At 60.7% G+C, this 25,010-nt stretch carries 23 protein-coding genes; 18 read left to right on the top strand and 5 right to left on the bottom strand.

Features of this window, described 5'->3' with window-relative positions:
* The first annotated feature begins 112 nt into the window (after nucleotides 1-112).
* Nucleotides 113-1,657, top strand: coding sequence for an ABC transporter permease (locus tag I6E51_RS11220; protein WP_197107678.1), 1,545 nt, complete (start codon nucleotides 113-115; stop codon nucleotides 1,655-1,657).
* A 2-nt stretch (nucleotides 1,658-1,659) separates the two neighbouring features.
* Nucleotides 1,660-2,778, top strand: a complete 1,119-nt coding sequence (locus I6E51_RS11215) for an ABC transporter permease (RefSeq protein ID WP_197107676.1) — start codon at nucleotides 1,660-1,662, stop codon at nucleotides 2,776-2,778.
* 11 nt (nucleotides 2,779-2,789) lie between these two features.
* On the opposite strand, the gene I6E51_RS11210 is transcribed toward I6E51_RS11215, so the two are convergent.
* Nucleotides 2,790-3,398, bottom strand: coding sequence for a PH domain-containing protein (locus I6E51_RS11210; RefSeq protein ID WP_197110363.1), 609 nt, complete (start codon nucleotides 3,396-3,398; stop codon nucleotides 2,790-2,792).
* 53 nt (nucleotides 3,399-3,451) lie between these two features.
* On the opposite strand from I6E51_RS11210, the gene I6E51_RS11205 reads away from it, so the two are divergent.
* The gene (locus tag I6E51_RS11205; protein WP_197107672.1) at nucleotides 3,452-5,125 is read left to right on the top strand and encodes an ABC transporter ATP-binding protein; all 1,674 of its coding nucleotides are present in this window, start codon (nucleotides 3,452-3,454) and stop codon (nucleotides 5,123-5,125) included.
* A gap of 81 nt (nucleotides 5,126-5,206) precedes the next feature.
* Here I6E51_RS11205 and I6E51_RS11200 read toward each other — a convergent pair whose 3' ends face one another.
* A complete protein-coding gene (locus I6E51_RS11200) occupies nucleotides 5,207-6,802 on the bottom strand; it encodes a chitinase (protein ID WP_197110362.1) in 1,596 nt (531 codons plus the stop codon).
* On the bottom strand, nucleotides 6,799-9,111 hold the full coding sequence (locus I6E51_RS11195; protein ID WP_197107668.1) for a glycosyltransferase family 2 protein: 2,313 nt from the start codon (nucleotides 9,109-9,111) through the stop codon (nucleotides 6,799-6,801). Before I6E51_RS11195 ends, I6E51_RS11200 begins: the two co-directional genes overlap by 4 nt.
* Before the next feature lie 196 nt (nucleotides 9,112-9,307).
* Between I6E51_RS11195 and I6E51_RS11190 the strand changes: the two genes are divergently transcribed.
* The 11 genes from I6E51_RS11190 (at nucleotide 9,308) to I6E51_RS11140 (ending at nucleotide 20,271) form a co-directional block, all read left to right on the top strand.
* On the top strand, nucleotides 9,308-10,612 hold the full coding sequence (locus I6E51_RS11190) for an NAD(P)/FAD-dependent oxidoreductase (RefSeq protein ID WP_197110361.1): 1,305 nt from the start codon (nucleotides 9,308-9,310) through the stop codon (nucleotides 10,610-10,612).
* On the top strand, nucleotides 10,609-11,568 hold the full coding sequence (locus I6E51_RS11185; RefSeq protein WP_197110360.1) for a bile acid:sodium symporter family protein: 960 nt from the start codon (nucleotides 10,609-10,611) through the stop codon (nucleotides 11,566-11,568). The genes I6E51_RS11190 and I6E51_RS11185 overlap by 4 nt, the downstream gene beginning before the upstream one ends.
* Nucleotides 11,565-12,521, top strand: a complete 957-nt coding sequence (locus I6E51_RS11180) for an NAD-dependent epimerase/dehydratase family protein (RefSeq protein ID WP_197110359.1) — start codon at nucleotides 11,565-11,567, stop codon at nucleotides 12,519-12,521. Before I6E51_RS11185 ends, I6E51_RS11180 begins: the two co-directional genes overlap by 4 nt.
* Before the next feature lie 180 nt (nucleotides 12,522-12,701).
* Entirely contained in the window at nucleotides 12,702-13,373 is a 672-nt protein-coding gene (locus I6E51_RS11175; RefSeq protein ID WP_197107661.1) for a GntR family transcriptional regulator, read from the top strand.
* An 11-nt stretch (nucleotides 13,374-13,384) separates the two neighbouring features.
* Nucleotides 13,385-14,878 (top strand): MmgE/PrpD family protein, encoded by a 1,494-nt coding sequence (locus I6E51_RS11170; protein WP_197110358.1) that lies wholly within the window; start codon nucleotides 13,385-13,387, stop codon nucleotides 14,876-14,878.
* Nucleotides 14,878-15,783, top strand: coding sequence for a methylisocitrate lyase (prpB, locus tag I6E51_RS11165; RefSeq protein WP_197110357.1), 906 nt, complete (start codon nucleotides 14,878-14,880; stop codon nucleotides 15,781-15,783). Before I6E51_RS11170 ends, prpB begins: the two co-directional genes overlap by 1 nt.
* Nucleotides 15,784-15,831: 48 nt before the next feature.
* The gene (locus I6E51_RS11160; protein WP_197107655.1) at nucleotides 15,832-16,974 is read left to right on the top strand and encodes a bifunctional 2-methylcitrate synthase/citrate synthase; all 1,143 of its coding nucleotides are present in this window, start codon (nucleotides 15,832-15,834) and stop codon (nucleotides 16,972-16,974) included.
* Between the two features lie 72 nt (nucleotides 16,975-17,046).
* The gene (locus I6E51_RS11155; RefSeq protein ID WP_197110356.1) at nucleotides 17,047-17,877 is read left to right on the top strand and encodes an aldo/keto reductase; all 831 of its coding nucleotides are present in this window, start codon (nucleotides 17,047-17,049) and stop codon (nucleotides 17,875-17,877) included.
* Between the two features lie 164 nt (nucleotides 17,878-18,041).
* Nucleotides 18,042-18,485 carry a hypothetical protein gene (locus I6E51_RS11150; protein ID WP_197110355.1) on the top strand — a complete coding sequence of 148 codons (444 nt, stop codon included), beginning with the start codon at nucleotides 18,042-18,044 and terminating at the stop codon, nucleotides 18,483-18,485.
* A gap of 21 nt (nucleotides 18,486-18,506) precedes the next feature.
* Entirely contained in the window at nucleotides 18,507-19,382 is an 876-nt protein-coding gene (locus I6E51_RS11145; RefSeq protein ID WP_197110354.1) for a hypothetical protein, read from the top strand.
* A 76-nt stretch (nucleotides 19,383-19,458) separates the two neighbouring features.
* Complete coding sequence (locus I6E51_RS11140; protein ID WP_197110353.1) at nucleotides 19,459-20,271, top strand: hypothetical protein; 813 nt, start codon at nucleotides 19,459-19,461, stop codon at nucleotides 20,269-20,271.
* 63 nt (nucleotides 20,272-20,334) lie between these two features.
* On the opposite strand, the gene I6E51_RS11135 is transcribed toward I6E51_RS11140, so the two are convergent.
* Complete coding sequence (locus I6E51_RS11135) at nucleotides 20,335-20,916, bottom strand: hypothetical protein (protein ID WP_197110352.1); 582 nt, start codon at nucleotides 20,914-20,916, stop codon at nucleotides 20,335-20,337.
* A 2-nt stretch (nucleotides 20,917-20,918) separates the two neighbouring features.
* Entirely contained in the window at nucleotides 20,919-21,494 is a 576-nt protein-coding gene (locus tag I6E51_RS11130) for a helix-turn-helix domain-containing protein (RefSeq protein ID WP_197110351.1), read from the bottom strand.
* A 145-nt stretch (nucleotides 21,495-21,639) separates the two neighbouring features.
* Between I6E51_RS11130 and I6E51_RS11125 the strand changes: the two genes are divergently transcribed.
* The 4 genes from I6E51_RS11125 (at nucleotide 21,640) to I6E51_RS11110 (ending at nucleotide 24,741) form a co-directional block, all read left to right on the top strand.
* Entirely contained in the window at nucleotides 21,640-21,966 is a 327-nt protein-coding gene (locus tag I6E51_RS11125; RefSeq protein ID WP_197110350.1) for a hypothetical protein, read from the top strand.
* A 790-nt stretch (nucleotides 21,967-22,756) separates the two neighbouring features.
* Nucleotides 22,757-23,539: a hypothetical protein gene (locus I6E51_RS11120; protein ID WP_197110349.1), complete on the top strand. Its 783-nt coding sequence runs from the start codon at nucleotides 22,757-22,759 to the stop codon at nucleotides 23,537-23,539.
* A 9-nt stretch (nucleotides 23,540-23,548) separates the two neighbouring features.
* On the top strand, nucleotides 23,549-24,019 hold the full coding sequence (locus tag I6E51_RS11115; RefSeq protein WP_197110348.1) for a hypothetical protein: 471 nt from the start codon (nucleotides 23,549-23,551) through the stop codon (nucleotides 24,017-24,019).
* A gap of 89 nt (nucleotides 24,020-24,108) precedes the next feature.
* Nucleotides 24,109-24,741: a hypothetical protein gene (locus I6E51_RS11110; RefSeq protein WP_197110347.1), complete on the top strand. Its 633-nt coding sequence runs from the start codon at nucleotides 24,109-24,111 to the stop codon at nucleotides 24,739-24,741.
* Nucleotides 24,742-25,010 lie beyond the last annotated feature (269 nt).

Raw genomic sequence — 25,010 nt, 5'->3', positions numbered from 1 at the left:
CGCTCACGAGTGGGCCGGACTCCCAGTCCGGCCCACTTGCGTGCACGTCGTTATGCCGTTCAGCGGCACTGTTTTTGTTCTGTTTTGCATGCCCCCGAAATGAGGATCTCCGGTGCTGACCTTTGTCGCCAGGCGCCTTGTGGCCACTCTTCTTGTTCTGCTTGTGGCCTCATTTATCGTCTATGTACTAACCGCCAATTCCGGTGATCCGCTTCGAGAACTTCGAGGCAGTCGAGATCCCAGCGCTCAAGATCAAATCGCGTACTTGAGTGGGCTGCTCAATCTCGATCAGCCACCCGTGATTCGCTACTTCTTCTGGCTCGGAGGAGTCGGGGCCTGCTTTATCGGCCAGTGCGACCTTGGTATCTCAGTCGCGCGAGGCCAGCAGCCCGTGATCGAAGCCATCGGTGGAGCACTCGGCTCCACGCTTCAACTGGTGCTCGCCGCTACGATCCTCGCGATCGTGATCGGTGTCGCCATCGGAATGACCACGGCGCTTCGCCAGTACAGCGGTTACGACTACGTCGTCACGTTCCTCACCTTCGTCTTTTACTCGCTCCCCATTTTCTGGGTCGCGGTGCTCCTCAAAGAGTTCGGTGCCATTCAGTTCAACTCGTTCCTCGGCGACCCCGTCATACCGTGGTGGTCGATTCTCATCATTGGCATCGTGATGGGCTTCGTTGCCTCTTCAGTTGTCGGCGGCGAACTGCGAACTCGTGTTATTTCTTTCGTGAGCGTCGGCGGCGGTGTGGCCGCGCTGCTCATCCTTCTCGATGTCACGCGCTGGTTCGAAAGCCCCTCGATTGGCTTTGTCGGAATCGCTCTGATGTCAGTGGCGACGGGTGCGGTTGTGCTCTTCACTTCCACCGGATTCCAGAACCGTCGTGCTCTGCTCGCGGTCGGAATCATCGTGGTGCTGACGGTCGTCTTGAGCTGGCCGTTCCAGTTTCTTTTCTACTACGTCAACAGCCCGTGGACGGTGCTGCTCGTTCTCGCCATCTTGGTGGGGCTCGGCCTCCTCGTCGGCTTCTTCGTCGGTGGCGATGGCAAGGCTGTCGTTGCTCGCACCGCCGCCATCGTTGGCGGATTGGGCGTGCTCCCACTCGTGCTCGACCAGATGTTCATCCGCTGGGATGAGTACGTGGCGCGCATCCCGCTCAGCAATGGTGTGATCGCGACGATCGGTGCCTCGACTCCCGCCATCCGTCGAGTGGATGACACCTGGCTGAACATGCTTGACTCACTGACCCACATGTTGCTGCCCACGATCGCGCTCATGATCATCTCTCTCGCGGCCTACACACGCTACGCTCGCGCCAGTCTGCTCGACGTGATGAACCAGGACTACGTGCGCACTGCTCGCGCCAAGGGACTCGGCGAACGCACCGTGGTGATGCGTCACGCGTTCCGCAACGCCATGATCCCGATCGCGACCATCATCGCGCTCGACTTCGGGGCGGTGATCGGTGGTGCCGTGATCACAGAAAGAGTCTTCGCCTGGCAGGCGATGGGCTCCCTCTTCAACGAGGGGCTGCACCGCATCGACGTGAACTTGGTAATGGGATTCTTCCTCGTCACCGGCATCCTCGCCGTTATCTTCAACGTTATTGCCGACCTCTTGTACTCGGCCCTTGACCCCAGAATTCGGGTGAGCTGATCATGACCGACAAGAAGCCCGTCGCCGACGAACAGTCGGTAGGCCAAGAACTCAGCATTGAACAGCGCGCAACAGTAGGGCTCAGCCAGGGCGCGATCGTGCGCCGCCGCTTCTTGCAGCACCGCGGCGCCGTTGTCTCGGTCTTCGTGTTGCTCTTCCTCGTGCTGCTCGCCTTCACCTCGGTGGGCACCGTCATCGGCGGTACCGGCAAGCTCACACCCGACCCCTCCGGCACGCGACTCATCGTCGATGGATTCCGCATCCCCGGTTGGTGGGGCTACACCTGGTGGGAGCGCTACGACATCATGCTCCCCGGTGGCGCCCCGACCTTTACGTGGTGGCCGTTCAGCTTCGGCGAGCACCCCTTCGGGCAAGACAACACCGGTAAAGACGTCTTTGCTCGCGTGATGCGCGGCATGCAACAGTCGCTCAACGTTGTCTTCATCGTGGGAATCATCTCGACCGTTATCGGCGTCGTTCTCGGTGCTCTCGCCGGGTACTACCGCGGGTGGGTCGACCAAGTCATCATGCGCATCACTGACGTGATCATCATCGTGCCGCTGCTCATCCTCGGTGCCGTTCTCGGCCAGACGATCGGTGGCGACGCGTTCCTGCTGGCCGTCATGATCGGGCTCATCGCCTGGACCGGAATGGCGCGACTCGTGCGTGCCGAGTTCCTGAGCCTGCGCGAGCGAGAGTTCGTGGATGCAGCCCGGGTGGCTGGCGCCAGCGACTTCCGCATCATTTTCCGCCACATCCTGCCCAACACCGTCGGCGTGATCGTCGTGAGTGCGACGCTGCTCATGAGCGCAGTGATTTTGCTCGAGACCTCGCTGAGCTTCCTCGGCTTCGGCATCACTGATCCCGACATTTCACTCGGTCAAATCATCAGCCAATACAACGAAGCGTTCAAGACGCGCCCGTGGCTGTTCTGGTGGCCAGGTCTGTTCATCGTGGTCATAGCGCTGTGCATCAACTTCATCGGTGATGGTCTGCGCGATGCGTTCGACCCCCGCCAGAAGCGCGTGCCGCGTCAGCGCAGCCTGGGTTCCGAGGTCGGCAGCTTCTTCAAGGCCTACATTCCCGGAGCACGTCCCGGCGACAGGACGTCGAACAAGTGATGGCGTCGAAGCTAGTTGAACGACGTGAGCATGCTGAGCAGCGTCAGCGCAACGAGAGCCGCGATGGTGCGCCAGTGCCACGTGACTCGCAGCTTGGTGAACTCGCTCGTGGCGGCATCCAAGTGACCGGCATCGCGCAATTGCTCCCAGTGCGTGCGGATGACGAACGCGGCCTGACCGGAATCCGACGTGATGAGGTCGCCGGGTCGCACCGTGCCCGCAAGGTAGCTCGATTCGGGCAGGTTCTTGCCGTCTTGGCGCACGGCGCTGAAGACCGCATGGCGGCCCGGAGCGGGCGCGGCCCACGCCGTGGCTTTGCCGTGCGCGGTTTCCAAAGTGAGAGCGTATTTGGTGTCGATGCGGCGGATCTCGGGCCACGCGACCTCAATGGTGCGCAGCACGTTATGCAGGGTCACGCCGGCAGCGGTCACGCGCACCTGGGGGCGCCAGAACATGGCCCACGTAAGCACGCTGAGCAGTCCGAAGACGGGGGCGACTTGCAGGGCATCCAGCCACCGGCCTTGAACAGCCGTGACAACGAGTCCCGCTGCAAAGGCAGCAATGACAACAATCGAAAGTACGCGCCCGAATCGCGAGTGCAGGGTGAAGTTTGGCGACACGGAACCATGTTCCCACGAGAGCCACGCATCCAGGGTGAAAGGCGAGACTCCTGATGACTGAATCAGCTACTACTGAGGCAACCGCAAAGGTTCCCGCGATCGAGGTCACTGACCTTGGCGTTGACTTTTGGGTCGAAGGCGAGTGGGTCACAGCGGCCAAGAACGTCAGCTACACGCTGCACGGCGGCGACGTTCTCGCCATTGTGGGCGAATCAGGTTCGGGCAAGAGCACGAGCGCCATGGGACTGCTTGGGCTTCTGCCCGAGAACGGCCGTATCTCGGGCAGTGTGAAGCTCGCCGGTGAAGAACTCGTCGGAGCCTCCCTCCACCGACTGCGTCAGCTGCGCGGTGCCGGCATCGCGGTGATCTTCCAAGAGCCCATGACGGCGCTCAACCCGGTGTACACCATCGGCTTCCAGATCGTTGAGGCGCTTCAAGTGCACAACGCCGGCATGTTGCGGGTGGATGCCAAGAAGCGCGCCCTCGAACTGCTGGCGATGGTGGAGCTTCCCGACCCGCAGAAGGCGTTCGACTCGTACCCGCACCAGTTGTCGGGAGGGCAGCGCCAACGCGCCATGATCGCGCAATCCATCTCGTGCGACCCCCGCGTGCTCATCGCCGATGAGCCGACGACGGCTCTCGACGTGACCGTGCAAGCCGAGATTCTGGAACTGCTGCACCACTTGCGTTCGAAGCTCGACAGCGCGATCATCCTCATCACTCACGATATGGGCGTCGTCGCTGATCTCGCTGACCGCGTGATGGTGATGAAGGATGGCGAAGTTGTGGAGACCGGAACAGCAGATTCGCTGTTCGCCGGCGCCACGCATCCGTACACTCAGGCTCTGCTCGCGGCCGTGCCTCACCTCGGTGAAGCTGGCGAAGCATCCGCCTCGAAGGATGATCGTGAAGTCGTCGTGACGATGACTAACGTCGCCATTGAATACCCCAAGCGGGGTCGGGTTCCCGCGTTCCGCGCCGCCGATAACATCAACCTCACGATTCGTCAGGGTGAAGTGCTCGGCCTTGTGGGGGAGTCTGGCTCGGGCAAGACCACGATCGGTCGTGCCGTTGTTGGCCTGCTCCCCGCGGTAGAGGGCACGCTCGACATCGTCGGCACCAACATGGTGGGCATCAACAAGGCCAAACTCCGCGCGGTTCGTCGCGATATCGGCATCGTCTTTCAAGACCCGGGTTCGTCGTTGAACCCCCGGATGCCGATTGGCGAGAGTATCGGAGAACCGATGCGTCTCGGTGGCGGTTTCAGTCGCAAAGACGAAGAAGCCCGCGTGAGTCTTCTGCTCGACCGAGTGCAGCTTTCCTCTCACATGCGTAACCGGTACCCGCACGAACTGTCGGGCGGTCAGCGCCAACGTGTCGGCATCGCGCGCGCTCTGGCGCTCAGCCCCAAACTGCTTGTGGCCGATGAGCCAACGTCGGCGCTCGACGTTTCGGTGCAAGCGAAGGTGCTTGAGCTCTTTCAAGAACTGCAGAAAGAACTCGGATTCGCGTGCCTGTTCGTGACCCACGACTTGGCGGTGATCGATATTCTTGCCGACCGCATCGCAGTGATGCACCGCGGCAAGATCGTGGAGCAGGGAACGCGCGATCAAGTGCTGCGTAGTCCGAAAGAGGAATACACCCAGCGTCTCATTGCGGCCGTGCCGCTACCGGATCCGGAAGAACAGCGTCGCCGCCGTGCCGAGCGCGAAGGCCTTTTCTCCTAGCGGAACGGAAACTCAGCAGACGGCGGGAACCCGATTCCCGCCGCCTGCCTCCCGTGACCAACCGGGCAAAGAACGGGAAATCTAGCGTTCCGTGCTGGCTGGAGCTAGTGTCGTCGACTCGTCAATCGTGCTGCTGTCGGCGATGGCTTTGACTTCTTCAGAGGTGAGCGGAATCCACGGTGATCCATCTGGATCAGAGGAGAACGCTGCGGGACTGTCGCCCTGGGTCCACCATTTGGCTTCGTAAGGAACACCGTCGAAGAGAACGCGATCCTCTTCTTCGTACACTGACGTGCCATCCCAGTTGGGGTAGGTGCCGTCAGGCACGGTCGGAACCTCGACCGGGGTCTCGCCCTCAAGAACCGGGCCGACAAGCGTCCACGGCGTCTCCCACGAGTTGAGTACTGGGTTATCGGGAACATCTCCGCGAGTCCACCACTTGGCCTGGTACACGTTGCGGTGCAACACGACCTTGGTGCCCGCGAGGTAGCTGGCGTCTTCGTCCCAAATTGCGTAGGGGCTGGTTGCCGGGTCGTCGGCGAGGTCTGCAGGATCAGACGGTTCTTGAGTAGTGATGGTCTTGGCCGAACTGGCGAGCTCGCCCTCGAAGTTCTCTGCCAGCACATCAGCGAAGAAGAGGTCGCCCTGATCCACACCACTGCACGCATCGGAAACACGAGTGACATCGGCATAGTTCGGGCCACAGGTCGTGTCGCGGTTGAGCGACCACATCGACATGCGCCCGATTCCTTGCTCGGTTGTGAACTCGTTGAGGGTCGTGGCGTCGTCCATCGTGAAGACTTCGTCTTCGTTGTCGTTCTGGCCGATCATCGGGGTTGCCCCGAGCTTCGTCCAGAGGGTGGCATCCGTCAGTTCGATTCCCGCTTGGTCATAGAGAATGCCGAGCTGGCGGTGAGTCTCCTGAAGGGCACGAATGGAGGCATCCCCGCTGGTTTCGTCGTCGGTCATGCTCTGACCAAAGTTCATCGTCATGATGTTGACGCCAGAGACGTCTACTCCGGCATCCAACATTTGCGTGACTGCTGTGGTGCCATCTTCGGTGAGGCCGAAGGTGGCAGCGGGCAGCGTGAGCCATACAGCGAGGTCGTCGCCAGCAGCGCGGCGCGACTGCTGCAGGTCAGCAATAGCGGCGGCGCGACGTTCACCGGCAGCGGTATCGCTGAGGTTCTCGCCCTCAATGTCGAGGTCGATCGTGGTGGAGGCGTAGCGGTCAATCACCGAGCTGTAGGCCTCAACGAGACTGTCGTGATCGGTGCAGGATGTTGCGAGCTCGTCGTTCAGCAGGCCGCCGAACGATACCCCGACATCCCCACCCTGCTGTTGCAAGCGTGCGATGCGGCGATCGAGGTCGAGCGATACTGCTGCCTCATCCATTGTGTAGGCGGTGCCCCAGGTGGGAGTGCAGGCATCATCGGTCGCAGCGACGATGAACGACAGCATGACCTCTTTTCCGCTGTCGTTCACAGCGGACTCGAACTCGTAACTTGGCGTTGCCGTGACATCCACATAGGCGGCGAACCACGGGTCGGGGGCTGGTGCCGCTTGGGTGGATGCCCAGGCTTGATAGGCGAACAGGCCGCCAGCAGCAACGGCGACAGCCACAATCGCTGCAATAACGAGTCGCCAGAAGGAAAGACGACGGGTAGCTGAACTCATGATCGGACCTCTCTGGTTTCATCAATAGGGGGGAGCATCTCGGCGAAGACAATCGAGTCGCGCACCTTGCGGTGCGATCCGCTGTCATCCCCGTAGTAGAGGATCGAACGCCAGTCGAGCGTGGTCGACTCCGGCTCGGGTTCCGCCTTCTGCTTTTTGGGTTTGCGTTCGACGAACAGAGGACTAGTGACACCAATCCAGATGTCGACGATCGCATTCCAGATGCCGATGTAGGAGACGAGCGCGAGCCCAGCGAGGATCGTGTTGAACGCTGCGAAAGCGGCGTTGCCCCAGTTGCCGGCATTGAGGTCGCGCCAGAAGGTGAAGGCGGAGAACCCAATGATGATCAGCGGTGCAATCACATACAGCAGCGGGGTTGCCGTGCGGTTGCGCACCTTGGGGGTGCGAGCGAACGGAATCTTCTTGCTCGTGATGGCCTGCTCAAGCGACTTCAGCACGCCGGCCAAGTTCACCGGAAGAAGGATCAGGTTGAAGCCGTAGATACGGAAAATGTCGCTGAACTTGTAGCCGCTGTAGCGCAGGTCGCTTCCCATTGCCAAGAAGTACGGAACCGCCGCCAGCAGAACCACCGGGCTCAGCAGTCGGCTGTCGTACGGGTAGGCGAGGAGGAAGACGAGCCCGAAGCTGGCCCACGTAATCGACGTCATGTAGTTCACGCGCAGGAAGAACTCGGTCCACGGCACCGTTTCGCCACGGGCCCGACGTTCACGCATCTGGCGCATGAGCTTCGGCATGATCAAGAGACCACCGTTGGCCCAGCGGCGACGCTGAACAACCAAGGATCCGAAGTCGGGCGGGGTGGCGCTGTAGCTCAGGCGCTCGGGGTAGTTGACGAGCGTCCAACCGTGGGTGCCGAGGTCGATGCTCGATTCGGTGTCTTCGATAACCGTGCGGTCTTGAACGTACCTTTTGACGGTGAAGCCGCCCTCGGTTTCGGTCTCGACAATGTCATCCAGAGCAGCCTTGCGGATGACGGCGTTGGCGCCCACCCAGAAGGTGGCGCCGTAGTACGACTTGCCCTGGTGCAGGATGTGCTGCAGGTCGGTGGTGGCCCCAGCGAGGCGTTCGATGCGCGTGCTAGCACCGCGGAACGACGAGTACGGAGTCTGCGTCACGGCAACGCGAGCGTTGTCTTTTTGCTCGAGAAGGTAGACGAGGCGCAGGCAGTAGTCGCGCAGCAGGAGCGAGTCGGCATCGAGGGTGAGGAGGTATTCCGAATCGGGAATAGAGAGGTCGCCGGCTCCGGCGTGGCTTACGGGCCGAAGCACCGTGCCGTCGGGAGTTTCTTCGGGGCGGTAATTGCCACCCATCAGGCCGATGTAGGCGTTGAGGTTCATCGCCTTGTTCGCTTCGTGAGAAACGGAGGCGTACAACTTGCGCTCGAAGGTCGACAGCTCAGCATCGAAAGTGCGCGCGAGACGGCGGTAGAGCTCGTGCAGTCGAGTTGCTGGCGGAACCATGCGCTCGTCGAGCGCTGCGCCCAACGCGTCGGCCGTCAGTTGCAGTTCGCCAGCCAAGCCCTGAAGGACCTGCGTGACAAAGAACTCATCAACGTGGTCGATGCGCTGCTCGTTGTCTGCCTTGTTCTCGAGCCACGCGGATGCCCACTGGTACTGACCGGCAAGATCCTCGAGCTCAGCGATGCCCATCGGGCGTTGTTGGCGCAGTCGTGATTCGAAGGTCGACAGAGCATCAGCGAAACGTGCGCGGGGCGCTGCCAGCTCACGCTGAATCTCTTCGGTGAGCTGGCGTGACTTCGACAGCTGGGCTGCGGCATCCGGGTCATCGGGAAAGGGCGGGTCATCGAGCAGGAGCACGACGCGAAGGCTGGGGTACTCCTGAAGGCATGCCGACCAGAGGGTGGCACGAACAACATCGGGCTCTTCGCTGTAGCTGGGCACCAACACGGTGATGGAGCCCTGGTTGTCGGCAAAGTGCCGGTCGAGTTCAGCCCGCGGCACACGAGCGTGCGCGCGAAAGCGTTGGAAGGCGCCGTGACGGGCGATCAAGTACATGAGCGCCGAGAAGGTCAGGAAGGTCACCACGATGACGTAGGAGATGGCCTCCGTCGTGAAACGGAAACTCTCGGTGCCGTTGTTGATGAACTGACGAACGATCGTGTAGATCACGTAGGTCAGCCAAAACACAACGGTGGCGACAATAGCGAGGCGAGCGAGCGCGATTTTGCGGTCGCTCGGCGCGGGATGGACAGTGGGCAGCGGTTCGAGGCGCGACTCAGCGCCCCACTGGCGACGCCGTGAAGGCGCAACCGTAGGAGTTTCGGGCATAGTGGTTAGATCCCTTGTGTGCAAGATCGGCATCTTTCGGGTAGATGCCGGCGGGTATCCTGCACGCCCAGTATTCGCACTGGGTTTAGTTCTTGCAACAAAATGCTACGCCTCGACAAATTGGTCTACCCGCCAAAAACGGTCTAGTAGGCTGCGGAAACGCCTTGAATATCGTTGTTCATCCCGGGAGGAACGAATGCCTCGCACCATCGCCATCATCGGCGCTGGTCCTTCGGGACTCGCCGCTGCCCGCGCTCTCGATAAGGCAGGCATCCATTTCGTCGGTTTTGAGTCGGCTAATGACGTTGGTGGCCTCTGGAATATCGACAATCCGCGCAGCACGATGTACGAGTCGGCGCACTTGATTTCGTCGCGCACGACCACCGAGTTTCACGAGCTGCCCATGCAGACCACGGCGGATTACCCCAGCCACCGCGAACTCAAAAAGTACTTTCGGGCCTATAGCGATCGGTTCGATCTGGGCGAGAAGTTCCTCTTCAACACCACCGTCGACCGCCTCGAACCCACCGATGATGACGGCTGGAACGTCACGAGCACTACCGCGGGGCACGAGCCGCGAACGGAACGCTTCGACGGCGTTGTGCTCGCCAACGGCACGCTAGCCCGCCCCAGCATCCCGCAATTTGACGGTGAATTTGCTGGTGAGATCATTCATTCGAGCCAGTACAAGAAGGCGACGATGTTTGCGGGCAAGCGGGTTCTCGTGGTGGGTGCCGGCAATAGCGGCTGCGATATTGCGGTGGATGCCGTGCACCATGCCGACAGCATCGACCTGAGTGTGCGCCGGGGCTACTACTTTGTTCCGCGCTACCTTTTCGGTAAACCGGCGGACACCCTCAATCAGGGCCGCCCGCTGCCAGCCCGCCTCAAGCAATTTGTCGACAAGCGAGTGTTGCGCGTGTTCACGGGCGACCCGGTGAAATTTGGTTTCCCGAAGCCGGACTACCGCATCTACGAATCACATCCGATCGTGAACACTCTCGTGCTTGGCCATCTCGGCCAGGGCGATCTGCGCGTGGTGCCTGCTCCCGAACGTTTCGACGGCAACACCGTGCACTTTAGCGATGGCACCGAGGCAGACTACGACCTCATCGTGTTGGCTACCGGTTACACGCTCGCGTACCCCTTTGTGGGGCGGGAGCACCTTAATTGGTCTTCCGACGCGCCCGAGCTGTATCTGAATATTTTCCCGCCCAGCTTCAATGGTCTCTACGTGATGGGGATGATCGAAGCGAGCGGTATCGGCTGGCAGGGAAGATACGAACAGGCGGAGCTCTTGGCGGCGTATCTGGCAGCTCAAGACACCGCTCCGCGCGCCGCCGCCCACTTCCGAGAGACCGCCGAAGAACCGTGGCCCGACCTCACCGGTGGCTACAAATATTTGGCACTCGAACGCATGTCGTACTACGTCAACAAAGATGCCTACCGGCGCACCATTCGACGCTTGCTTGAGACGCTCACCCGGAAGGTCAATTCATGACGATCGATGATGCGCAACTCAACTTCAGCCCGGGTTCACTCATCGCGCTCAGCATCGTGCTCGGCCTCATCATGTTCGGGATCGCACTCGATACGAGTCTCGAAGACTTTCGGGCAGTTCTGAAAGCACCCCGCGCATTCGCGATCTCGCTCGTTGCTCAACTTGTGCTGCTGCCTGCTGTGACCTTTGGGCTTACCCTGCTGCTGCAGGTCGGTCCGTCGATTGCCCTCGGGATGATTTTGGTTGCGTGTTGTCCGCCGGGAAACATTTCCCAAGTGCTCACCTATCGGGCGCGGGGCAACGTTGCTCTCTCGGTCTCGATGACGGCGGTCACCAACGTGATCTACATCGTCATGCTTCCCGTGAACTTGTCGCTGTGGGGCGGCTGGCACCCCACCGCATCCACGATTCTGGAAAGCGTCAGCATCAATGGCTGGCAGATGTTGCTCGAAATTGTGCTCATCATCGGGCTGCCGTTCGCCGTGGGATTCGCCATCAAAAACCGCTGGCCCGCCTTCGCCAAAAAGGTGCAACCCACCGTGAAGTGGATCAGTCTGCTTGCGCTCCTCGGATTCATCATCGCGGCGCTCGCCGGAAACTTTCAGTTCTTCATCGCCTATGTAGGGGTAGTGCTGCTCGCGGTGTTCCTGCACGATGCGGTCGCGCTCGGTCTCGGCTACGCCAGTGCGCGACTCGGTGGGCTCGCGCTCTACGAAGCCAAAGCAGTCACGTTCGAAGTCGGAATCCGCAACGCCGGTCTCGGCCTAGGACTTGTCTTCGCCTTCTTTGGGGGACTAGGCGGAATGGCCGTTGTTGCGGGATGGTGGGGTATCTGGGACATCATCGCCGGACTCGCACTCGCGACCTGGTGGGGACGCCGTAAGGCTCGGGGTGCCACAGGCCGTTCGGGGCCGATCTCCGGTAACCCCGCAAATGACGCGGAGGCACACGCATGAGTCGAGTTCTTGTGACGGGTGGCACCGGATTCTTGGGTACCTCTGTGGTCGCCGGGTTGGCTGCATCCGATGCCATTGAATGTGTCGTGAGCGCTGATATTCGCACTCCCGGCCCCGGTGTGCGGCTGCCAGGGGTGCTCTACGAACGTCTCGATGTGACGGATGCCGCCGGCCTTCCTGCTCTGTTGCGTCGCCACCAGATCGACACGGTCGTGCATCTCGCTTCCATCGTGAACCCTGGCAAGAGCACGACGGTTAGCCAAGAATTCGCGGTGGACGTTGAGGGATCACGCGCCGTCTTCGATGCCTGCGTAGAAGCGGGAGTGTCACGCATCGTTGTGTCATCCAGCGGTGCAGCGTATGGGTATCACCGCGAGAACGCTGAATGGATTACCGAGGGCGATCCGCTGCGGGGTAATGACGACTTTCCCTATAGTCGGCACAAGCGTCTGGTCGAGGAGATGCTGGCTGAGTTGCGCGAGACAGCACCGCAACTCACTCAGACGGTGTTCCGCATCGGCACCATTTTGGGCCCGGCAGTCGACAATCAGATCACGGCGTTGTGGGAAACACGTCGCGTGCTCAAACTTGCAGGCTCAGACAGCCCCTTCGTATTTGTGTGGGTGGATGACGTCGTTGAGGTGATGGTGCGCGCAGCAAGCGGTGGGCCGGCAGGCATCTTCAATGTGGCCGGAAATGGCAAGATGACTGTTCGCGAGATCGCGGCAGCGCTCGGCAAGCGATTGATCATCATCCCGCCGTGGCTCTTCAGCGTTGTGTTGACGGTCGGGCATGCTCTGAAGCTCACGCCGCATAAACGAGCACAGGTGAACTTCTTGCTCTATCGCCCGGTGCTCGACAACGGCGCTCTCAAATCAACGTTCGGGTTTACGCCCCGCAAATCGAGCCGCGAAGCCTTTAGTGCGTATCTCGAGGCGAAGGCGCTGCGCTAGCAACCGCTGCCAGCGGTTGGCCGGTGGACAGAGAGCTGGCGCGCCTCAGGTCTGTATACAGTTCATCCAAAATTCGGCTTGATTTCTCCCGAATCAGGCCTAGACTGAAGTTCTTGTATACAAACCCGAGCGGGGTGGCAATTCGCCCCCACGGGAAGTTCACGGTCCTGGGAGGTGCGCATGGCAACACCCATCCGCGCCAGTGACCGCGCCTATCAAGCTCTGCGCGACGACATCATCGAGTGGCGTCTGGCGCCCGGAACGATTCTCGGTGAGGTCGAGCAGGCTGCGCGACTCGGGGTGTCCCGCACGCCGCTGCGAGAAGCGCTGTCACGACTGATGACGGATGGGCTGGTGTCGAGCCAGTCTGGTCGCGGCCTTGTCGTTACCGATGTATCGGTCGACAACATCCGCGAACTCTTTGATGTGCGCAAGGCCCTCGAAGTGAAAGCGGTGCGTCTGGCGGCGCTGCACCACACGGGAAGCACCTTCGCCGATCTCGAGCGGGAGTTTGAAACCGTTCCTGACTTGCTGGCGCGCGATGACAGCGACCGCAGCGCCTACTTCGATCTCGTGCGTCGCTTTGATGCGGCCGTCGATGACGCCGTGGAGAACGACTACCTCACGGGTGCCCTCAACTCACTGCGCACCCACCTCGTACGCGTGCGTCGACTCGCCAAAGACAACCCCGAGCGCTTAGCGGCCGCGGCCAAAGAGCACCTCCTTATCGTGCAGGCCATCGTTGCCGGCGACCAAGAACTTGCCGCGCACGCTACTCATGTTCATCTCCATCACGCGCTCACAAGCGCATTAGCCATGGCTGCAGATTCCCCTCTGCGCGCCGCCAATTGAAAGGCTCCACCGTGAAAAATCATGCTCTCCGCGTCTACCGCAGCGACGAGAATCTCGCTCGCGAAGACCAACTTGCCCACAAGATCGCGGCGATCGCAGCCGAACAGCTTGAGCCGACGGATGCCGTGACCGACATGGTCATCAACCGTGTGATTGACAACGCTGCTGTTGCCACCGCATCCCTCACTCGTGCACCGGTGGTGTCAGCGCGAGCGCAAGCTGAGCGTCACCCCGCGGAGCCGGGCTCCACTGTGTTCGGTTCTGATCTTCGCGTCAGCCCGGAGTGGGCAGCCTGGGCTAACGGTGTTGCCGTTCGCGAGCTCGACTACCACGACACCTTCTTGGCTGCCGACTACTCGCACCCCGGCGACAACATCCCGCCGATCTTGGCTGTTGCCCAGCACACGGGCCGCACGGGGGCCGACCTGCTGCGCGGCATCGTCACGGGCTACGAGATTCAGATCGACCTCGTGAAGGCGATCTGCCTGCACAAGCACAAGATCGACCATGTTGCCCACCTCGGCCCGAGTGCGGCCGCCGGCATCGGTACTCTTCTCGGGCTCGACACCGAAACAATCTTCCAGGCCGTTGGCCAAGCTCTCCACACGACCACGGCTACGCGCCAGTCGCGCAAGGGCGAGATCTCCACGTGGAAGGCACACGCTCCCGCTTTCGCCGGCAAGATGGCCGTCGAAGCCGTCGACCGTGCCATGCGCGGCCAGACCAGCCCCACCCCGATTTATGAAGGCGAAGACGGCGTAATTGCGTGGATGCTCGACGGTCCAGACGCACACTACGAGGTTCCGCTGCCCGAGCTGGGGGAGGCCCGCACCGCGATCCTCGACTCCTACACAAAGGAGCACTCGGCCGAGTACCAGGCACAGGCGTGGATCGACCTCGCCCGCAAGTTGGGGCGCGAGCATCCTGAACTGGTCGAAGAGAACATCAACCGCATCGTGCTGCACACGAGCCACCACACGCACTATGTGATCGGCTCGGGCGCGAACGACCCGCAAAAGTACGACCCCAACGCGAGCCGCGAAACGCTCGACCACTCCATCCCGTATATCTTCACGGTCGCGCTTCAGGACCAGGCGTGGCACCACGTCAACAGCTACGCGCCTGAGCGTGCCAACCGCGCGGACACCATCGCGCTGTGGAAGCGGGTCTCGACCGAGGAAGACCCCGAATGGACGCGTCGCTACCACTCGATCGACCCCGCCGAGAAAGCCTTCGGCGGTCGCGTCGAGATCGAAATGACTGACGGAAGCCGCATCGTTGAAGAGATCGCCGTCGCTGACGCGCATCCGCTCGGTGCTCGACCCTTCGCCCGTGAGCAGTACATCACCAAGTTCCGCACCCTCGCGGATGGTGTGCTCGCGAGCGACGAAATCGAACGCTTCTTGGACGTCGCCCAGCGCCTGCCGCAACTCTCGGCATCCGAACTTGGTGAGTTGACCGTCCGCGGCAACTTCCCCGCCATCACCGCCAAAGGAATCTTCTAATGTTGTACGCCCAAACCGATCCAGCCACCAAGCGTGCCCAGTTTCGCGAGCGTCTTGCGAGCGGCGAACTGCTGCGCGTGCCCGGCGCGTTCAACCCGCTGAGCGCTCGTCTCATTCAAGACAAGGGCTTTGACGGCGTCTACATTTCGGGTGCTGTCATCAGCGCCGATTTGGGCTTGCCCGACATCGGCCTGACGACTCTCACTGAGGTGGCCGGTCGTTCGCAACAGATTTCGCGGATGACCGACCTGCCGTCACTCGTTGACGCCGACACCGGTTTTGGCGAACCCATGAACGTGGCTCGCACCGTGCAGACTCTCGAAGATGCGGGTGTCTCCGGGCTCCACATCGAAGACCAGGTCAACCCGAAGCGCTGCGGACACCTCGACGGCAAAGCAGTAGTCGACACGGATACTGCGCTCAAGCGCATCCGCGCCGCAGTCGATGCCCGTCGCGACCCGAACCTGCTGATCATGGCTCGCACCGACATCCGCGCCGTTGACGGTCTGGACGTTGCGATGGACCGCGCGAAGCAGCTTGTTGACGCGGGCGCCGACGCGATCTTCCCTGAGGCGATGAAGGACCTCAGCGAGTTTGAGGCGATGCGTAACGCCGTGGACGTTCCGATCCTCGCAAACATGACAGAGTTTGGTAAGAGCGAACTTTTCACGACAACCCAATTGGGCAATATCGGCGTAAACATTGTTATTTACCCCGTAACCCTGTTGCGTAGTGCCATGGGTGCTGCGGAGCGCACTCTCGATGCAATCAACGCCGACGGCACTCAGCAGTCTGTTGTCGGCGAAATGCAGACGAGGGCTCGCCTGTATGAACTGCTCGATTACGAAAGCTACAACACCTTCGATTCATCGGTGTTCAACTTCACGCTCGACAACCACCACTAAACGACGCACTCATTAACTTGAACTCGAAAGACACCACCGAGGAGCACCATGACTGACCTAACAGGTACCCCCGCCGCCGAGATTCGCAAGGGGTTGGCCGGCGTCGTCGCCGACACCACTGCGATCTCCAAAGTGAACCCGGAGACTAACTCCCTTCTCTATCGCGGTTACCCCGTGCAGGAATTGGCCGAGAAGTGCACCTTTGAAGAGGTGGCTTATCTGCTGTGGCACGGTGAACTGCCGACCGGCGAGCAGCTCGAAGAGTTCCAGCGCGTCGAGCGGGCGCAGCGTCACCTCGACGCTCACACCAAGCGTGTGATTGACGAGCTGCCGCTCAGCGCGCATCCGATGGATGTCGTACGCACCGCCGTCAGCGTGATCGGCGCGATGGATGACACCCTCACCGACCCCGCCAGCATGATCGACGCAGACCTCAACTTTCAGCGCTCGCTGACTCTCTTTGCGAAGCTGCCCGCGATCATCGCGTACGACCAGCGCCGTCGCCGTGATCAGGAACTTGTTGAGCCGCGCGATGACCTCAGCTATTCGGCCAACTTCTTGCACATGACCTTCGGCGAGGTTCCTGACCTCGTTGTCGTGAACGCGTTCGACGTCTCGATGATTCTGTACGCCGAGCACTCCTTCAACGCCTCGACCTTCACCGCCCGCGTCGTCACGAGCACGCTCAGTGACCTCTACAGCGCCGTCACTGCCGCAATCGGCGCCCTCAAGGGGCAGTTGCACGGTGGAGCGAACGAAGCTGTCATGCACGTCTTCGACGAGATCGGCACTGCCGCGAACGCCGAAGCGTGGCTCGAGACGGCGCTCGCCGAAAAGCGCAAGATCATGGGCTTTGGCCACCGGGTCTACAAGAACGGTGACTCGCGGGTTCCCACCATGAAGGCGGCGCTCGAAACTCTGATCGCCGAGTATCGCCGCCCCGACATGATGGAACTCTATGAGGCACTCGAAACGGCCATGACGAGCCGCAAGAACATCAAGCCGAACCTCGACTACCCGAGCGGCCCCGCGTACAACCTCATCGGCTTCGACACCGACATGTTCACGCCGCTTTTCGTTGCTGCGCGAATCACCGGCTGGACCGCTCACATCATGGAGCAGGCTGCTTCGAACGCCCTCATCCGCCCCCTCGCCGCGTACTCGGGTGTTGACGAGCGCCACATCAGCTAGAAGGTTTGCCCGTTCGCTGGGAGCGTGATCTGCGAGGGTGGAATCGTCAGGCGTGAGTGGCAGGATGGGGACATGACTGTTCCCCAGATTGAACTCAACGACGGCAATTCCATCCCGCAGCTCGGGTTCGGAGTCTTCAAGGTTGACCCCGCAGAAACCGAGCGCATCGTCACCGACGCGCTCGAGGTTGGCTACCGCCACCTCGACACCGCCATGATTTACGGCAACGAGCAGGGCGTCGGCAACGCCATCAAAGCCTCGGGCATCCCGCGTGAAGAAATCTTCCTCACGACGAAGCTGTGGAACAGCGACCAGGGCACCGACTCTGCTCGCGATGCTATGGATCTCAGCCTCGAAAAGCTGGGCCTCGACTATGTGGATCTGTATCTCATCCACTGGCCTCGCCCCGACCTCGACCGGTACCTCGAGACCTGGCTCACGATGGAAGACATCAAGGCTGAAGGCAAGACGCGATCGATCGGTGTCAGCAACTTCCACCGCCCGCACCTCGAGAAAATTCTTGCGGGAAGCGAAACGGTGCCCGCAGTGAACCAAATTGAACTTCACCCCGCGTTTGCTCAGCGCGAGCTGCGCGCCTATGGTGCCGAACTTGGCATCCACACGGAGGCGTGGGGCCCGCTTGGGCAAGGCAAGTACGACCTGTTCAGCGAGACGGCACTGCAGACTGCCGCCGAAGCACATGGCGTTTCACCTGCTCAAGTTGCGATCCGTTGGCACCTGCAGAGCGGCATCATCGTGTTCCCCAAGTCGAACTCGCGTGAGCGTATGGCCGAAAACTTCGACGTCTTTGGCTTCACACTTTCTGCGGACGAGATGGCATCGATTGATGCGATCGACCGCGACCAGCGTGTAGGCACGAACCCCGACGAGGCTACTTTCTAAGGACAGCTTCGCGCTTCGTATCGAGGCCGGCATCCGCACTCCTTTCGGTGAGCGGATGCCGGCCTCTGTCGTGGGGAGCGCTGGTACGCTTGACCTTCACAGAGTGTTGCTCGCGCTATGAGCGAGCGCGCAACACAACGAATTGAGCGGCGAGGACCAGAGTCATGACAAACCCCGGTCTCTATCAGAGCCCCACAGAGGGTTGGGCATTTATCCCGTTTCTGGGTGCCGTTGCCACGTTCGGAATTGCTGTGATCGCAGTCCTCTATTGGCTTGCCGGCCCTGGCCGCAAGTTTCGGCTCCGTGCTTTCGGGCTCACCGTGCTGGCGATTGCCGCCGGAACGGCGAGTGCGTTTGGACTGATCGCTGCGGCAGACAGCTTCGATGAGCGCCACACTGCGGCATTTGCGGACTACACGACTGCCGTGCAGGAGTGGGCGGCAGAAGAGTACGGTGTCACTCTTACGGATGATGACGTCATTGATATGAGCCAGGGCCGGCCTGCCATCGTCGAACGCAATGGTCAGGATTGGCGTGTGCTGCTTGAAGTCGTGGCAGTCAATGGCGACGTGCAGCTGCACGAAACTCGCGAGATCCCGACTCCCTAGCGCTTGGCCGAAAGAGGCAGCATGGACCGGTCTGTTCTCCTCACGCTCCTCAAGGAGCTGGCGGCATCGACTGACGGCGTGCACGCCGAAGTCGGGATTGGGGGAGTGCACCCGAACGATGAGACTTTTCTCCAGCTCACTTCGCTGGCGAACCGCGATGAGTACGCGATCGTTTCCGTGGGTACGGGCGGCTGGTTTCAGTTGGACGTCTCCGGTGGTTTCTATCACGCGCAGGCGGATGATCTTGCCTCGGACGAAACCGTGCGGGAGTACGTAGAGCAATATTTTCAGGCCGCGCTGGCTTACCTTGCCGGCGATTGGTCGACCCGCACGTCGAGGCTTTTCCGACTTCCGATTGTGGTGGTGGATGGCGCTGTGGATCTTTTCGGCCAGCCGCTCGCTCTCGGGCTCAGAGTTCGTGATTCGTGGAGAATGCTGTCCCGGCGTCCGCCGCGCGCTTCCTTCAGCGATGAACACTCGATGATTGCTCCCGTGACCGATGAGGATCGAGCGAATTTCCCTATTCCGTTGCTGCCGACGGTGGGCATCTGTCGTGCCGGTGAGTATCAGGGGCTGTACCTGTTTTCGAATCTTCTTAATCTCTTCCCCGTCGCGGAGCGCATGTGGGACATCGTCATTGCCGGAGGCGGCCCCGGCGGCGACGACGAACTATTTTTTGCGGAAGACGGCCTCGGAGTCGCAACCGTTCGCGACCTCGACATCGAGTGGGCTCCGGCGCACCTGCAGAATGTTGCCCGCCGCGAGTTGTTCCACGGGCTCAGGATTGATGTACCCATTCAGCATCCCTCGGGGTGGGAAAGCGATGGCGACCAACCTCACATTGCCTCACGCGTCGCCGCGGACGGCCCGTGGGCTCGTTTCGAGCAGCCCGCATAAGCACGCCAGTGAGGGCTGCGGTGATTCACGCCTCCGGATGCTTCGCGCTGGACGCTGCTGCCGCTACATTGAGTGAATGATCCGCGGAATCCGACGAACGCTCAACGTGGGCCCGTGGGTCGTTGCGCTCTACGGATCGCTGTTCGGTGCAGACGCCGGTCTTCTTCTCGGGTTCGCGATGATCGTCCCAAGCTGGGGTTCAGAGATGTTCGGAATCTTTGGGCTAATTTTATTGATCGCCGCCCCGATCAGTGGCGCCGCCGTTGGGCTTGTGTCGGTCGGCTCGGGGCTCGGCCTCCGCGCTCTTCTCGGTAGTGGTGGCCGACTGGGTGGCATTTCTCTAGCGGTTGCTTCGGGCGCGGCCGTTCTGACGACGGCGCTCCTTGTGATTTGGGTTGCGAGCGGGCCACTCGCGCTCACTTCCTTGATATGGCTGCCGATCACCTCGGCCGTTGTTGGCGTCGTGTGGTTCGGCTTCTGGTCGCGGATGCGGTCCTCACAAGCCGCTGCAACTCAACCAAAGTTTGTCAGACCTTCGCCGGAAGGCTATCGATCCCCAACCGGGGCAGAGCTGCGGCTTTTGCGTGCTTTGGTCGAACGAGCCCCGCGGTTCTCGGGTTCGATTGCCACCCTCTCTGAGTTGACCGTTGCGTCAATGAACGATGGCAGTATGGGCAGCTTGGCGATCGGCCCTCTTTCGCTCGAACGACGTTTCGAGGATCAAGTAGCGGAGGTAACTTTCTTTGATGTTGACGGTATGTGGGTTTCCGCCACCCTGAACGTGGATCAGTTCGGTGAGCTATTTGAGCTCGACGTGTTCAAAGGTGATTCCTCTCCACTGCAAGAAATCCCGCAAATTTTTCGGCGAGAGGCCAACCGGGACACTTAGCGTCACAAGGTTCGAAGGTGTCGAGCGAGCGTTCAGATTAGCGGAAACAACGCTGGCGCAGCTCTAAAAGTTGATCGGCTTCGGTCGCTCGGGGGTATGGCTTTTCCCGTCGGCAAGTATCGCGGTCACCATTGCTACCGCTCGGGGGTCGAGGCTGTCACCCGGGTAGAAATCTTCGTACAACTCGTCAGCGTCGTCGAGGGAACTGATCTCGCACAAGCTCAGAAGTAGTCGGATGTCGCGGGTGTCACGACCGGGGCGGTTGGCGCGCAGTTTCATCGCCAAGAGTGCCTCTTTGGATGCGACCTGAATCACGATGTCGTCGCGATCATAGATCGTGTGCCATTCAACAGCGCGGCCGAGGGTCGGCAGAGCATCCGCTTTGGTGACTTCGAAATTGAGCCAGGTGGGATCCCAGTCGTGGCGTTGCGCAACGCGGGCGGCGGCTGAGGCGACCGCAGCATCACTCCCCGGGCGAACGTGCAGTGAATCGAGATCTTGGGTGGTCCCGCGGTCGAAATAGCGCAACGAGAGGGCCGCTCCGCCGACCAACCGGATTCCTGCCACTTCGCCCTCGGCGCGTAGTTCCGCAATGAGTTCACGCAACCCGGTGATGATGTCATCCCTGTCGAGAGTGGTTGCCACGACTACACGCTCTCGAACGTGTCACGCCACGCAAGCACGCCGCGTTTAGCGAACTCGGCGGGGACTTCTGCGAGGGGAGCAACAGGGTCTGCGGGATCCACGTCAAGCGTTCGGTGTTTGCTGAGGAACCGGTTGGGGAGATCAACCCACTGCGGCAGAGGAATGCCCTCGTCTGCGAGTCGCCACGCTACAAGCGCTGCTAGTGCGGCATCCCACACTGGGTCTCGAGTTGACTCGGGCTCGGCAAGCCCGAGGACTCCGCGAATCAGTCCGTGCTCGGCCACAAGGTTGTCGTTGAGCTGCAGCAGCGCTCGGAGAGCCCGGTCCTTGTCGCCGGCTGCGAGCTGGTGACGGATTTCGGTGGCGGCGGTTGCGGCGTCGTCCCGGCGAGTGGGGGCGGAATACAACCGGTGCCCCGCTCCGGCTAGCAGACGATCGACGGTGTCGAAGCTTGCATCGCGACCTCGCTCCGACCGCGAAACGCTGCCCTGATCGATCGAGGAACGAGAAGCAAGCTGCTCCTGGGTGAGGCGTCCACTTTTTCGGGCAGCACGGATCAATGTGGATGCATTCGCCATAGTGATCACCGTCCTTCTTGCTTCTAAATATAGCTTGGAAAACATATTTTGGTAAGGTCAGGTAATTTCGGATGCTCCCGCTCGCTGGGCTGTCCACGATCACTGCCGAGATCGCTCGTCACTAGGCTCCAGCGCAGGAGGCAACATGAGCAAGCGCGGGCAGAATTCTCCATCTAAGGTGCGGATGATGGCTATGGCACTCGTCGACGAGAGTGGCCTTCGCTGGGAGTTCGATACCTCGTTGGGCTATAGCAATGGCCGCGCTCTCTCCGAATTCGTGGAGCGACTTGGCGTGAAGCGGGTGCTTCTTCAGCGCGATCGAGACGTGAGCGACATCACCGCGAACTCGACGAAGCGCCGAGAGTTACTGAAGCCTGAGGATGGCAAGCGCACTTCCCCGTCTGACGAGTACAACGCTGGAATCTATCGACGTGGGCGGGACGAGATCGCAGTGATCTCGCTCCTCCACTGACGGCGCTGCATCGATTTGGGACGCCCGAGGTGCGGATAGTGGGTAGATTTCTCAGCGGGGATGTTCCCCAAGATTCGGATGGTCGTGGAACTGCTAACGTCAGACCCAGGGGCGCCGATCCCGGCAACTAATGCCCAAGCGTTTCTTTTTCTCGGCATGATGTTCCTGGTTGCCGCCACACACGCTTGGACCCAGCGAGACGTTTTCGCGACAAGGCGTCGCGAGGGCTTTGAAAAGTTGGGCTGGGCTTGGTTCGCGCGTCTCGTGCCCAGCGACCGCAGAACGCGTCGGATATTGGTCGTTTTCGCAGTGGTTTGGGGAGCGTTGGGGATACTGTCTCTCGCGGCGGGCGTTGTGTTTGTCTTTTTAGGTATCTAGAACTTTGGGGGCCCACTGGCTGCCAATCGGACACTCTGCGGGCAGGGTGCGATATTGTCTTCTTTTCTGAGCCTCTGAGCCTCTGAGCCTCTGAGCCTCGGAATTAGGCGTGTCGAGTTAGGTGTGTCCACTGACGATTGAGTTGACTGGTCGCCGCTAGTCGATGACCACACCGGTCGCGCTTTCAGAAGTGTTGCCGCGAATAGCGCTCGCGTTTGACTGCGGGCGGCAGATTCGGTCTAGCTCCGCCCTCTGGTGCTTGGATGCCAGCACAAAGTAGATTTGCACTCATGAATACAGGGGGCTGGCTTTTGGCCGATATCGTGAGCGCCGGATGTCAGGCTTCTTCCGCTCGGCGGGAGCCCGGCCCACGATTGGCCCGAGCCCAACTTTGCCACGCAGGACGAACGCTATGAGCGCTGGGGGCTCCCAAGGATTGAGCCGCTCGAGCGCCGCTGTGCCGCCGCTGACGGTGGGGTCATTTGTTTTTCTTGGTGGTTTTCTCGTCTTGATGAGCGGCGGGATGTTTGCGTCTTGGTGGCGAGCGATCAGTAATCCAGAATCGCTAACCCCTCCACTGGTTCCGCTCTCGCTCGCTATCTTTGCGCTTCTCTGTTTTGCAGCGCCCGCTGCGCTTTTGCTTTCCTACCAAAAGTTCAAGGTGCGCCACCGAGTTCTTGCGCAACGGTTTCCGAGAGCGATCGTGTTATCGACGGCTAACGGCATTGACCGGTGGGAGCCTGAGATCAGTGCGGACGATGTCAAAGCAAACAAGAATTTCACGGCGGTGGCAGACGACGTTGGCCTAACATTTTGGGGTGGACATCGGGAGCCTCGCGAGTTCAAGGCGATCCAGTGGCGGGATGTTGCCAAGGTCTCAGTAACTAGATTCGAAGTAAACGGCCTTCGCTACTCAGCAGTCAAAGTGGAAGGAAAGTCGGGTACCCCGAGCGTCACCATGTCGTCGCTCTCCACACGACCGCTTCGGCTGGAAATCGTCGATCGAGCAGCGCATCAAGCACTCGTTAGGTCACTAGAAAACCTGCGCCTCGGCGCGGGCAGCGATTCTCGAATACAGCACGACCCTGAAACGGTGACGAAGACTGACGTCGGCATTGAACCACCAGTTGACCGTACGCGTCGGGTGCGGGTTATCCGCTCAGGCCGCTTCGTGCAGTACTACTTGGTGCCCTAGGGGCTCGCGATGGTGGCTGTTCTTTCGGCATTGTTGTCTGGCGACAAGGTGGCTCAAGCGCCAGTGTTTGTCATGGTCGTCATCGAGCTCGCAGCCGCAATCACGGTATTGGTTAGGGCGCCTTTCTTAGGTGTCTGGCTTTATGACGATCGGATTCTCGCCCGCACCTTGTGGCGCACCATAAATGTAAACCGCTCTGAACTAGAAAACTGTTTCAGTGTCCCGTTCAGAACCATTCCTCCTGGGGGCAAGCCGCATTGGATGAAAGAGCTCCAGCTTGACCTTCTGGATGACACGCAACGACGGCTAGGAACAGCAACAGCTACGCGCGCACGGTTGTCAGAACTGCAGGTGCGGCAGGTGAGAGCGTACATAGACGGCACACCAATCGAGCAGACCTTGGCTATCGCGCGTGCAGCCGACGCTGCATCCGATGCTCAGCTTTCCGAAACGAGCACGGGTGACGTTTCTGGCGGGTAGCAGGACTCGTACCGCACGCATCCGTGATGTTTAGAGCCTGAGTTGCACCGATCAATGTTTGGCTTTGAGGAGAGGGTTAGCGGAGAAGCGTGATCAGAATATTTTGGGCTCTAGGAGTTTTCGGGGTCATATTACTGACGGTGGGCACGACGAGGTCCGATGTTGATGTGACTCCCGAGTCTGGCCGTCCCGGAATTCTCGATCCGGCCGGATTGGGCCCCGGGTTGACCGGTCTCGGTTTGGCCTTTCTCGGGGCTGCACTATTTCTTGCGTTGAGCATCGTGCCGATTACCTCTCGCCGCACCAAACTCGCTGCCCGGAACCCTGGTGGCCCCACTTTCGTCGCGCGGGCGGATGCTCGGCTTGCGGATGCGCTCAACCGTCGCGCGAAAAGTCGCGCAATATCGGCCACCGATATCCCAAGTTTCGTGATCGTGAGCGCCAACTCTTCAGGCATTTTCTACTGGGGGCGAAGCGAGAGCACGCCGCTCGCACAATTCGAATGGGCTGAAATCTCAGAACTCTCCGCCCAGCATGTACACATGGGGAAGGATACTGTCGGCATCGCGCTAACTTCGCCGGTGCTTGATGGTGACCCTTTGGTCGCAATCGTTGCGCCGGTGAGCGAGTCCTATCCGCTGTTTGCCTATGCGACGGCTGCGCGTTCGCGGTCGCTTGTTGCGCAAATGATCGCTCAGAACACAGCGCGCGAGCCGGTGTAGGTGACTGATGACGGGCCGGTCGCTGCTGGCACCATCTTCTCGATAGACGCGCTTCCAGAATCTTTCGGTGTTGACACTGCCCAGCAACCGGACATGCTCCCCGGGGCAAAATACGCGCTTCTGATCCTGCCCGTTGGTCAACGATCGAACAGGCTGCGTGCTGCGAGGGGCCTCGAAAACGTATCGTGGCGACCATCCGTGAGACGGCACCGAGATCGCGTATCTGCGGGATGCGACGGGGCGGATTGTTCAGCGCACCTCCACAGCAC

Source organism: Salinibacterium sp. NSLL17 (genome assembly GCF_015864935.1).
Taxonomy (GTDB): domain Bacteria; phylum Actinomycetota; class Actinomycetes; order Actinomycetales; family Microbacteriaceae; genus Rhodoglobus.
This window is presented reverse-complemented; position numbering and strand designations above follow the sequence as displayed.